General features: G+C 55.1%; 12 protein-coding genes, 1 tRNA gene and 1 pseudogene. 10 read left to right on the plus strand and 4 right to left on the minus strand.

Features of this window, described 5'->3' with window-relative positions; genetic code table 11:
* The 4 genes and pseudogenes from V6C07_RS06135 to V6C07_RS06150 form a co-directional block, all read left to right on the plus strand.
* Positions 1-184: pseudogene (locus V6C07_RS06135) on the plus strand (nicotinate-nicotinamide nucleotide adenylyltransferase); the annotation flags it as partial.
* Positions 178-996 carry a tetratricopeptide repeat protein gene (locus tag V6C07_RS06140; RefSeq protein WP_333535476.1) on the plus strand — a complete coding sequence of 273 codons (819 nt, stop codon included), beginning with the start codon at positions 178-180 and terminating at the stop codon, positions 994-996. The pseudogene V6C07_RS06135 and the gene V6C07_RS06140, both read left to right, overlap by 7 nt.
* A gap of 321 nt (positions 997-1,317) precedes the next feature.
* Positions 1,318-1,411: transfer RNA gene (locus V6C07_RS06145), tRNA-Ser, on the plus strand.
* 216 nt (positions 1,412-1,627) lie between these two features.
* Positions 1,628-2,715, plus strand: a protein-coding gene (locus V6C07_RS06150) for an IS3 family transposase (protein WP_333535477.1) whose coding sequence is annotated in 2 segments (ribosomal slippage) — positions 1,628-1,880 and positions 1,880-2,715 — 1,089 coding nt in all. Because the reading frame shifts where the segments join, the coding sequence is not laid out codon by codon here.
* Positions 2,716-2,788: 73 nt separating this feature from the next.
* Here V6C07_RS06150 and V6C07_RS06155 read toward each other — a convergent pair.
* Positions 2,789-3,016: a hypothetical protein gene (locus tag V6C07_RS06155; RefSeq protein ID WP_333535478.1), complete on the minus strand. Its 228-nt coding sequence runs from the start codon at positions 3,014-3,016 to the stop codon at positions 2,789-2,791.
* An 832-nt stretch (positions 3,017-3,848) separates the two neighbouring features.
* Between V6C07_RS06155 and tnpA the strand changes: the two genes are divergently transcribed.
* The 3 genes from tnpA to V6C07_RS06170 all read left to right on the plus strand — a co-directional run bounded on the left by tnpA (position 3,849) and on the right by V6C07_RS06170 (position 5,853).
* Positions 3,849-4,307 carry an IS200/IS605 family transposase gene (gene tnpA, locus V6C07_RS06160; protein WP_333535479.1) on the plus strand — a complete coding sequence of 153 codons (459 nt, stop codon included), beginning with the start codon at positions 3,849-3,851 and terminating at the stop codon, positions 4,305-4,307.
* Positions 4,308-4,520: 213 nt separating this feature from the next.
* Complete coding sequence (locus tag V6C07_RS06165; protein ID WP_333535480.1) at positions 4,521-4,982, plus strand: MarR family winged helix-turn-helix transcriptional regulator; 462 nt, start codon at positions 4,521-4,523, stop codon at positions 4,980-4,982.
* Positions 4,983-5,013: 31 nt separating this feature from the next.
* Entirely contained in the window at positions 5,014-5,853 is an 840-nt protein-coding gene (locus V6C07_RS06170) for a DUF169 domain-containing protein (protein WP_333535481.1), read from the plus strand.
* 87 nt (positions 5,854-5,940) lie between these two features.
* On the opposite strand, the gene V6C07_RS06175 is transcribed toward V6C07_RS06170, so the two are convergent.
* Positions 5,941-6,294 (minus strand): cyclophilin-like fold protein, encoded by a 354-nt coding sequence (locus V6C07_RS06175; RefSeq protein WP_333535482.1) that lies wholly within the window; start codon positions 6,292-6,294, stop codon positions 5,941-5,943.
* A 266-nt stretch (positions 6,295-6,560) separates the two neighbouring features.
* Here V6C07_RS06175 and dmpI point away from each other — a divergent pair, with 266 nt between their 5' ends.
* The 3 genes from dmpI (at position 6,561) to V6C07_RS06190 (ending at position 8,438) form a co-directional block, all read left to right on the plus strand.
* Complete coding sequence (gene dmpI, locus V6C07_RS06180; RefSeq protein WP_333535484.1) at positions 6,561-6,761, plus strand: 4-oxalocrotonate tautomerase DmpI; 201 nt, start codon at positions 6,561-6,563, stop codon at positions 6,759-6,761.
* Positions 6,762-6,882: 121 nt separating this feature from the next.
* The gene (locus V6C07_RS06185) at positions 6,883-7,428 is read left to right on the plus strand and encodes a flavodoxin family protein (RefSeq protein ID WP_333535485.1); all 546 of its coding nucleotides are present in this window, start codon (positions 6,883-6,885) and stop codon (positions 7,426-7,428) included.
* Positions 7,429-7,457: 29 nt separating this feature from the next.
* Positions 7,458-8,438: an aldo/keto reductase gene (locus V6C07_RS06190; RefSeq protein ID WP_333535486.1), complete on the plus strand. Its 981-nt coding sequence runs from the start codon at positions 7,458-7,460 to the stop codon at positions 8,436-8,438.
* A gap of 67 nt (positions 8,439-8,505) precedes the next feature.
* Here the strand turns inward: V6C07_RS06190 and V6C07_RS06195 are convergent, their stop codons facing one another.
* Together V6C07_RS06195 and V6C07_RS06200 are read right to left on the minus strand one after the other, a co-directional pair.
* Positions 8,506-9,249, minus strand: a complete 744-nt coding sequence (locus tag V6C07_RS06195) for an SDR family oxidoreductase (RefSeq protein WP_333535487.1) — start codon at positions 9,247-9,249, stop codon at positions 8,506-8,508.
* A 71-nt stretch (positions 9,250-9,320) separates the two neighbouring features.
* A partial coding sequence (locus V6C07_RS06200) for an alpha/beta hydrolase (RefSeq protein WP_333535488.1) occupies positions 9,321-10,132 on the minus strand: 812 nt, incomplete at its 5' end.

A 10,132-nucleotide genomic window follows, 5' to 3' on the forward strand; every position in this document is an offset into this window, starting at 1 on the left:
GGGCGGGGGCATGGCGCATTTTCTGCCCTTGCCCTGGCTGGATGTGAGCGCGTCGCGCCTGCGTGCCTTGTGGCTGGCAAACCGGCGCGTGGATTTTCTGCTGCCGCGGGCGGCGTTTGAAATCCTGCGTGAAAGCGAAGAATCCGTACGAACCCACTGGCAACAGGCGGGAAGCCCATGCTGACAACTGCCCCCAAGGACATACGTGAAAATATCGCCCGCGCTGTAGGTTATTTACGGCGGGACGAAGTGGAGCGCTCCCTGGCTGCCATGAGCGAAGCCCTGCGGCGTATGGGCGAAACCAGGATGCTGCGCGCCGCCAGAGCCGAACTGGACATCCAGATCAGCGAATTTCTGTCTTCCCTTATCCAGCACCAGACCATGCAACCCCTGCTGGACCCGGCGCGCACGGGCAAGCCCAGGGGCATCCCTTTTCAACAGGGCAAAGAAGCCGCCCTGGCGACCGTGCTGGACGGCCTGGGCCGAATTTTGCAAAAAGAGGCGGAAAATTGCGTGCAGGCGGAGTTTGCAGCGCGAATGGAGCGGAAAAAGCACCTGATCGAGACTGGCTTGCAATTTGTACGCGAAGGGCAGCTTGCCAAAGGACGGGCATTTCTAAAGCGGGTGGTTGAGGAATTCAGTCAGGAAGATGGCATACGCATCCAGGTAGGCCAGATTTTCGCCGCTGCTGGCCTGTATCAGGAAGCCGCGGAAATGTATGAAGAAGCCATCTCCATCCAGCCACGAGAACCTGCCGCTTATACAGGGGCGGTGGCTGCATGGATGGAATTGCACGAATACGAAAAAGCCGAAAATATCTATAAAGCAGTGCTGCGCACTTTTGGCGGCCACGCTTCCACATTCGGCAAGATGGCAAAGCTGTACCTGGTATGGCGCAAGCGGCAAGTCGCAGAAGACATGGCCTTTCGCGCCCTTCAGGAAGACCCGGGCCAACCAGACGCCCTGGAGGTCATTGCAGCACTGGAACGCCGGTAAGCGCCGCGCGGCGAGCGCCTCGTCCGTCGGCGGCCTGGCCATCAGTCGTCAACCAGTTGACCGCGCCTTTTCAGAGCAGATTAACTTTGAGAATGTCCACTCTCAAAGTTTACTTCGGCGCTTAACAGCGCAAATAAATTGCGCTTACGCCTTCTCCCGCAGTCGCCAGAGCAATTTCAAAATGAAAATGCCCTGGCTATCCTCATCCGGCACAGCCCAAAAGCCTGAAAAACTGCCTTGCAACCAACAGCGCCCATTGCCATTCAGGGCAAGATGCGCTATACACTGCCTTCGGTCGCGGACCCTGTGTCCCAGACCTGCGGAGAGGTAGCGAAGCTGGCCGTAACGCGCTCGACTCGAAATCGAGTTGTCCCTTAACCGGGGCACGTGGGTTCGAATCCCACCCTCTCCGCCATTTTTCCCATCAAAATTTCGCAAAGGCCGGAAAGCGCTGAAAACAGCGATTTTCCGGCTCTTGTCATTTCAGGATTCTTCCGGGCTCCGGTCATCTCCTGACGGTGCTCACCTACTCCCGCCGGTTATTTCCGCGCGTCTGCCGTGGTAATCCCCCCAGAAAAAAGTAGCATTTCAAAGTAGAATTTCCGAGAATAAGCAATCTGGAGATTTTACAATGAAAAAGTCACGCTTCACGGACAGTCAAATCTTGGCGATTTTAAAACAGGCCGAAAATGGGGTGCCCGTTCCAGAACTTTGCCGCGAGTACGGCATGAGTAGTGCGTCTTTTTATAAATGGCGCGCCAGGTTCGGCGGTATGGATGCATCCATGATGGCACGAATGAAAGATCTGGAAAAAGAAAATGCCCGTCTGAAGCGGATGTATGCCGATGTCCAACTCCGCCACGATGTCTTGCAGGAAGCCCTTGAAAAAAATTGGTGAGGCCATCTCAACGCGTTGAGATGGCCAAAAGAGCCGTTTCCGAGCGTAAGCTCAGTATTCGCAAAGCTTGCCTGACATTTCAGGTCAGTGAATGCTGCTATCGCTATGAACATAAGCTTTCTGACGAGAACAGCCTGATTGCTGAGCTTCTTCTTGGACTGGCGCAAGTGCAGCGCAACTGGGGATTTGGTCTCTGTTTTCTCTATTTGCGTAACGTAAAAGGGTATGCCTGGAACCATAAGCGCGTGTATCGAATTTACCGAGAGTTGGAGTTGAACTTGCGCATCAAGCCTCGAAAACGTCTCAAGCGTGATAAACCTGAGGAATTAAGCGTACCGGAGTCTGCTAATCAGGTATGGTCAATGGATTTTATGCATGACCAACTCCGGGACGGGCGAACGATCAGGCTTTTGAACGTTATTGACGACTTTAACCGTGAAGGGCTTGGGATTGAGATAGACTTCTCGCTTCCAGCCGAACGCGTGGTGCGAACACTGGAGCAAATCATCGAGTGGCGTGGCTGCCCGCAAGAAATTCGCTGCGATAACGGCCCGGAATACATAAGTGCCAGGCTCTTATCGTGGGCAGAGAAGCGGAACATTGCAATACGGCATATCCAACCGGGAAAACCACAGCAGAATGCCTACATCGAGCGCTACAACCGAACAGTTCGTTATGATTGGCTGAATCAGTATATCTTTGAATCCCTGGAAGAAATACAGGGATTTGCTACGGCCTGGCTGTGGACATATAACAATGAGCGACCAAACATGGGCATTGGCGGCATCACTCCAGCTATGAAACGTAAGCTGGCGGCATAGGCTCTACTTTGGAGAGCTACTAAAAAGGGGATGATTACCCTGTCTGGCGGATTAAAGGTGTGTATTTTTGTAACTAGCTATAAAAATTAATTATATTTTTCTTGCCTTCAGCGGGATTTTTCTGCATAAATAAGACAAGCTCTAGAGCATCCTCATAGATAACAAGGAGGACTAGCATATGAAGAATGTCTCCCAAGATGAGGAAAGTCCACCCTGCTATTTTTGTTTGCCTTGCATTATGCTTGGTGAACAACGCCAATGAAAAGCAATTAACGCCTGGGCTGAATTCAGCTATGGTCATACCACCGCTTGGTGGAAAATATTAAAGGAAAGGGCCGAGGGAACTCGGCCCTTTCCTTTACGCAGTTTACTTAGAGGGGGGCGGGGCAGAGTGAGGTACAGGAGGCTGCGAGCAGCCAGTCCAGCTTGTTTGCTGTGTGCCGCGCATCCTGGCGTCATAAAAGGTAATTTAATTGATTTAAAAAAATGGCTGGAGCAATCCTTTGTGGATCCAGTACCGTTTTCGGTGCCAGATAGGGCAAAGGGCTTGTAAAAGTACAGGCCCTTTTGCTGTTTTTTTGCATTAATTGGCGTCAAAGCAAAGTGCGTCATTCAGCACAGGCTGGAAAAAATTACTTAATTAACTTGTGCAATTTTTTTGTTTGCGGTAGTGTAAACGACAATGAAACTTAATAGTAGGATTACGGAAAAACAACGGACTGAGATTGAACGTATTTTATCAAACTGGACAAATTATCTTAATAGCATGCCGCCTACATCTGATGAAGTGAAGGTTCACAGATTGTTTGGAGCGAATACGCAGATTGTTAAGAAAGATGATTTTAACCAAAGTTTGAGAAGAATTATCGACGAAATGAGAATGAGGCTCGATTCACCATCGCTTCAGCATTAATAAATTAGCGCTGCGAATGTCGAAAGAGGGCGTTCGCTCAACGCAAAAATGAAAAAGCCGGGGCAGCAGCCTCGGCAATTTTTGTAACTAGAAAACCCCCCGCTAGGCGGGGGGTTCTAAAAAGCTTATAGCTTTGCCCAAGTGAGTAAAACTCCTTTTGATTTGTTAAAAAATCTCGCGGTCTGGCAACTGCGAGTCAACAAATCAAAAGGAGGTCACGATGGGTGACACGAAAAGCTTAGCCCACACGCGCTGGAACTGTAAATATCACATTGTTTTTGCCCCTAAGTATCGCCGACAGGTGTTCTATGGTGAAAAGAAAAGAGCAATAGGCGAAATTCTGCGGAAATTGTGCGAATGGAAAGATGTGAAAATAGTTGAGGCAGAGTGTTGTCCTGATCACATCCACATGTTGCTTGAGATTCCCCCCAAAATGAGTGTCTCAAGTTTTATGGGCTACCTAAAGGGTAAAAGCAGCCTGATGATCTACGAACAATTCGGCGACTTGAAATTCAAATACCGCAATCGAGAATTTTGGTGCCGTGGATATTATGTTGATACGGTAGGTAAAAACAAAGCCAAGATTCAGGACTACATTAAGCATCAGCTTGGGTCAGACAAGCTTGGCGACCAACTGAGCTTACCATACCCAGGGAGCCCGTTTACGGGCCGCAAGTAACAGAAATGCAAATGTCAGATCGCCCGTGCGCCTGTTAGGGCGCGGCTGGTAAGAAAGCCTTACAGGCGCATATGAAGAACCCCCGGCTAGGCCGGGGGGTTCCTTTTTATTGGGTAACGAAGCTCGCGCACTTGGTTGACAAATACAACAGTTTCTTAATACAACTAAACTAGCATAAGGAAACCAACAGCGCCGCTCACTCAGGAGGCGACCATGCCCGACAATTTCTACGACCCCGAAGTCTGCATGGGGTTCATGGCCTACACCACCAACAAACACCTCATTTCCGCCCTGCACCGGCACATGGAGGAACTGGGCCTCGAGCTCACCTCCGAGCAGTGGGGCTTGATGATGCAGTTCTGGAACCGCGGGGATATCGCCCAGGAAGAGATCGCCAAGGTGGCCGGCGTGGACAAGTCGACCGCCAGCAGGGCCTTGCGGCTTATGGAACAAAAGGGACTGATCACCCGGCGCACCGATGCCGTGGACACGCGTCGTAAGATTTTGAGCCTCACGGAACAGGCGGACGGCATCAAGCAGGATTGCCTGAAAGCGGTCCAGGCGACCTTGAACGAGGCGCTGACCGGGATTGACGAAGAGGAGCGCCGCATTTGCCTGAAGGTTCTCGGTCGCATCAAGCACAATCTCCAGGAAACGGCAAAAAGTCACAAATAACGCACCCAACGAGGGGATCAGGAGGCGGAACATGCAGGGAATTCTGGACAAAACAAACCGGCTGATGGAGCTTTTGGGCCACGATGAAGCGCCGTTCGGCGTGTATTACGACGACGTCAAGCCCGAGGGGTACGGCCCGAAACCCGGCGAGCTTTTTACCCGTGAGCGGGAAATTGCAGGGGAGATCGACTGGCACAAGGCCTTCGGCAATTTCTCCTGTATCATCGGCAATATCTGGCTGGCTCGGAAAAAGAAGAAGGCCGCCTGGATAAGCCACGAGGAATGCGGCTGCATGGGCGGCGGGTACTACACCGGGCTGTACCGGCCCTTCCTGGAAACCAACGTGGCCTATGTTTCCACCGGCATGCCGGAAATGGGCATGGAGGGCGAGCACTATTTGCCGAATCCGGAATGCATGCGGGAGTTCATGAGAGAGGTCATGCCGCCCGAAGCACCCGGCAAATACTGTATTTTCAAGCCGCTGGACCAGTTCGGCGGCGGGGACCGGCCGCTGGTGGTCAATTTCTTCGCCCGGCCCGAGGTCATCAACGGACTGTATTCGTTGACCATGTACGCGACCGGCGATTACCACTCGGTGGTGGCGCCGTTCGGCCCCGGATGCTCCTACCTGGTCTCGTGGCCGCTCGTGTACCAGCAGAAAGGCGAAGAGAAGGCCGTGCTCGGCGGACTGGACATTTCCGCGCGCAAATTCATGAAAACCGACGAGCTGACCTATGCCGTGCCGCTCCCGCTCTATGAAAAAATGCTTGATGTCATGGAAGATTCGGCATTGACCCGGCACACCTGGCAAAACGTGCGCAAAAAGGTGGCCAAGAGCATTGCCGCCTGGGACTCCAAAACCCAGGAATAACGGAAGCGAACAGTCAAACGTGAAGAACGGCTGCCCTGGTTCCACCGGGGGCAGCCGTCCATGAATTTACCGGTTCAACGAGCCGGATTATTCGATCACTTCAAAGGTCGCGGTAAAACTCTTGCCCATGGCGCCGAGCTTATCCTTGCCGGAGTCGAGCTTGCCGAGGACGTAGAGGCTGGTTCCGTAGCCCATGCCTTTGTAGAAAATGGCCAGGTTCCCCCACGGGGCGTAGTAGCAGAAGTCGCCTTTCACCTGCTCGGCGTTCTGGCCGCCCGACGTGCCGAGCTTCTTCGGCAGGTAATAAATCTTCTCCGCGCCGGCATAGTCTTCAAGGGTCACGGTCATCGGCAGCATGGCCATGAAATCCCTGGCCTGGGGATTGTCGAACAGTGTGGCTACGGCTTCCTTGCCGTCAAAGGTAATCCTGACTTTTGCCATGGCGGTATCTCCTTGTCTGTCAGCGGCGAGCCCGCTCGCCGGGAAGGCGAGAATCACGGCCAGCGCCGCCAAAATCAGTACTCTCAACATAGTTTTCCTCTCGGGTTTCCGGCCGGAACGTCCGGCCCGTACAACATGATTTTTTATAGGGTGGGGAGGCAAAATCATATAGATACAAAATGCGCTGTTTTTTGCATTATCCTGCCAATGTGTAGGCACGGCTCCGGAGGCGTGGTAGAAAGGTTCCATTCAAAAAGGAGAACCCCATGCCTACCATCACCCTGGAAATGGCGCCCATGAACGTGGAGCAAAAAAGAAAAATCGCCGAGGAATTTACCGAGTCCGCTGCCCGGATAACCGGCATCGACAAGGAATTTTTCTACGTTTTCATCAAGGAAAACAACCTCGAGAACGTCGCCGTCGGCGGCAAGCTGTTGAGCGATAAGGCTCATGAAACCCAATCCTGATACCACCACGATTCCACGCCGCCGGCTGCTGCAGCTCGCGGGCGGCGCGGTCGTTGTTACCCTGCTCGGCTCGACGCTCGGAAACGGGCTCTCCCTGGCAGCCTTACACGGAGATACGAAAATGAAGATACTGGTACTTACCGGAAGCCCGCGCAAAAAAGGGACGTCGGCGCTCCTGGCCGACGAGTTCATCACGGGCGCCCTGGAAAAAGGGCATGACGTGCAGCGGATCGACGCCGCCTTTGAAGAGGTCGGGCCCTGTAGAGCCTGTTACTACTGCGATTCGCACGGGGGCCAATGCGTGCAGCGCGATTCCATGGACAAGATACTGCCGGCGGTCCTTGCCGCGGACATGATCGTCCTGGTCACGCCCATCTACTACTACAACATGAGCGCCCAGTTGAAAGTCGTCATGGACCGCTTCCGGGCGAAACGGGACGAACTCCGAACCCTGTCCAAAAAGTCTGCCATGTTCGCCACCTGCGGCGGCCCGGCGGAATGGAGCATGGACGCCGTGGACGCCAACTACCGCTGTATGCTCAAGTATCTCCCCTGGGAGGATCAGGGCACTTTGTACGCCAAGGCCGTTTACGCGCGTGAGGATATCGAGGGAACGGAGCACCCGGCCGAGGCGCGCCGGATGGGGCTCGCCCTCCCGCAGGCCTGATGCGCACCCCTGACAATCAAGGAGAAACAATGAACACGAAAATGAACATACCCGCGGTGGCCCTGGGAACCTGGTCCTGGGGCGTCGGCGCCGTGGGTGGCAACGAGATATTCGGCAACAACCTGAACGAGGCCCAGCTGAAACCGGTCTTCGAGGCCGGGCTGCAAAACGGGCTGAACCTCTGGGATACGGCCGCAGTCTACGGCATGGGCGCGTCGGAAACCATCCTCGGCGACTTCGTCAAGGAACACCCGCGCAAGGACGTGGCCATATCGACCAAGTTCACGCCTCAGATCGCCGACGCGGCCTCGCCGGACCCGATGGGGGCCATGCTCGCAACCAGCCTGGTACGCTTCGGCACGGACTACATCGACCTGTACTGGATCCATAACCCGGCCGATGTGGAAAAGTGGACGCCCGGCCTCATCCCGCTCCTTAAAAGCGGCCGGGTGAAGCATGTCGGAGTCTCCAACCACAACCTGGAACAGATCAAACGCGTGGAAAGCATTCTCGCGGCCGAGGGGTTTGGCATCTCCGCGGTGCAGAACCACTACAGCCTGCTGTACCGGGCTTCCGAGGACGCAGGCATCCTGGAATACTGCCGTGAAAAAGGCGTCGCCTTTTTCGCCTACATGGTGCTTGAGCAGGGCGCTCTTTCCGGCAAATACGATACCCAAAATCCCCTCCCGGAAGGCAGCCAGCGGGCGGCCAGGTATAATCCGCTCATGCCCAAGATCGAGAGCCTGGTCGCAGCCATGAAACGCATCGGCCAGGAACATGACGCGACCGTCTCTCAGGTCGCCATCGCCTGGGCCATCGCCAAGGGGACCACGCCGCTGGTCGGGGTCACCAAACCATCGCACGTGGAAGACGCGGCCAAAGCCGCCAGGGTAAAACTTCTTCCCCAAGAGATGGAGGAATTGGAACGCATCGCGGCCAACGCCGGAGTGGACACCAGGGGAGCCTGGGAGAGCGCCATGGCGGGCGGCAAACCCTGGTATGAAAAGTAGCCGGTAAAAAACGACACAAGGCCGACAAGAAAATCTCTTGTCGGCCTTTTTTAATGGGATGCAAATGCTAGAAGTCCTGGGCGGTGGCCCGGATGGTGATTTCATTGACCGAAGCGTCTGCGGGCTGGGATATGGCGTAGGCAACCGCATCGCCGATGCGGTCCGCCGAGATGGCGAACTGCTCGTAAGCGGCCACGATCCCCTTTCTGCTTTCATTATCTGAACTGCCGTACATCAACTCGGATTCGATGTAGCCCGGGTATATAGCCGTTGCGCGGAATTTGCCAGCGGACTCGATGCGGATACCCTCGGATATGGCCTTGACCGCGAATTTCGTAGCTGAATAGACAGTGCCGATGCCTGCGGCGACGCGCAGGCCTGCCACGGAAGATATATTGATGAAGTGGCCGGAATTCTGCTTTTCAAAGATGGGCCATACTGCGGCCACGCCGTAGAGCACTCCCTTAATGTTGATGTCGATCATCTTGTCCCATTCGTCGGTCTTGCATGCGGACATGGGCGCCATGGCCATAAGGCCCGCGTTGTTGAAGATGACGTCGACGCGGCCGAAGGCGTCCGCTACTTTGGCGACCATTGCCCTGACCTCTTGCTCCACGCTGATATCGGCAGCGAAATATGCCGCCTTGCCACCGGCAGCGGTGATTTCCTCGCACACGGCTTTCAGTTTGTCCTCGCGCCTGGCGGTCAGCGCCACGGTAGCGCCTTCTTTAGCGAGCCTGCGGGCGACGGCGGCTCCGATGCCGCTGCTGGCGCCGGTGATGATAATGACTTTATTTTCGATGTCTTCCATGAGGATCCTCTTTTTTTATTCTGTGTATTATCGCAAGTGTTTGTGGGTTACAGCGCTGCCGGTTGGGCGCCTTACTCCAAATGTCGGCCGAAAAATTCACCAAGCTGCGTGAAGTGGAAGCGGGTTTCCGGTGCGTCCGGAAGAAAGTAATACTGGCAGTGGGACATGCCCTCAAAAACGATCAGATCCGCCGTAACGCCCTCTTGCCGGAGCTTGTAGTGCATGCGTACGGTGTTGCTCAGGAACAGGTCGCGCGTGCCCGAGGTCAGCATCGTGGGCGGAAAACCGGAAACGTCACCGTAAACCGGGGAAAGCATGGGGTCTTTCAGGTCATGCCCGGCGGCATATAGCTTGGCCGCTTGGCCGACCCAGCCGTCGTAGCTGACCAGGACGTTGTCCACATGCTCATTGGTCAGGTAGGTGTCGCCGGTTTTGGTCAAGTCCGTCCAGGGGGTGCCCGCTCCGAGCGCTCCTGGCATGGGCAAGCCTTCGGCTTTGGCGCGCAGGCCCAGGATAAGCGTCATCCCGCCTCCGGTGGAGGTGCCGAACACGCCGATTTTTTCCGCCGGCACGGTCTTGAGCAGCTCCTTGTAAACGGCGATAGCGTCATCAATGGCGGCCGGGTATGGATGGTCCGGCGCCATACGGTAATCGACGGAAATGACCCGGAACCCTGCGATACCCGCCATCAGGATGGCTTCGTCGGTGCCGGTTTCACCCGGCCCCAGCACGTAGCCGCCGCCGTGAAAATACAGCAGAACCCGCTCAGCGTTTTCCGGGGGCAGGTTCGCGGGCGTCAGGGTAAAGACCGGCACGCCGGCCATGACGCCGGGCGTGGAGGTTCCCCCCATTTTTTCCCGCAAAGCAGGTAATGCCGGGGCCG

It is taken from the genome of Desulfovibrio sp. 1214_IL3152 (assembly GCF_036763055.1).
In the GTDB taxonomy this organism is placed as follows: domain Bacteria; phylum Desulfobacterota; class Desulfovibrionia; order Desulfovibrionales; family Desulfovibrionaceae; genus Desulfovibrio.

What these genes read in the sequence shown, in the direction of transcription:
- tnpA (WP_333535479.1), top strand. Translation starts at nt 3,849, where the DNA reads ATGGGTGACACGAAAAGCTTAGCCCACACGCGCTGGAACTGTAAATAT.
- V6C07_RS06155 (WP_333535478.1), bottom strand. Translation starts at nt 3,016, where the DNA reads ATGACCATAGCTGAATTCAGCCCAGGCGTTAATTGCTTTTCATTGGCG.
- V6C07_RS06165 (WP_333535480.1), top strand. Translation starts at nt 4,521, where the DNA reads ATGCCCGACAATTTCTACGACCCCGAAGTCTGCATGGGGTTCATGGCC.
- V6C07_RS06190 (WP_333535486.1), top strand. Translation starts at nt 7,458, where the DNA reads ATGAACACGAAAATGAACATACCCGCGGTGGCCCTGGGAACCTGGTCC.
- V6C07_RS06195 (WP_333535487.1), bottom strand. Translation starts at nt 9,249, where the DNA reads ATGGAAGACATCGAAAATAAAGTCATTATCATCACCGGCGCCAGCAGC.
- V6C07_RS06170 (WP_333535481.1), top strand. Translation starts at nt 5,014, where the DNA reads ATGCAGGGAATTCTGGACAAAACAAACCGGCTGATGGAGCTTTTGGGC.
- V6C07_RS06175 (WP_333535482.1), bottom strand. Translation starts at nt 6,294, where the DNA reads ATGGCAAAAGTCAGGATTACCTTTGACGGCAAGGAAGCCGTAGCCACA.
- V6C07_RS06140 (WP_333535476.1), top strand. Translation starts at nt 178, where the DNA reads ATGCTGACAACTGCCCCCAAGGACATACGTGAAAATATCGCCCGCGCT.
- dmpI (WP_333535484.1), top strand. Translation starts at nt 6,561, where the DNA reads ATGCCTACCATCACCCTGGAAATGGCGCCCATGAACGTGGAGCAAAAA.
- V6C07_RS06185 (WP_333535485.1), top strand. Translation starts at nt 6,883, where the DNA reads ATGAAGATACTGGTACTTACCGGAAGCCCGCGCAAAAAAGGGACGTCG.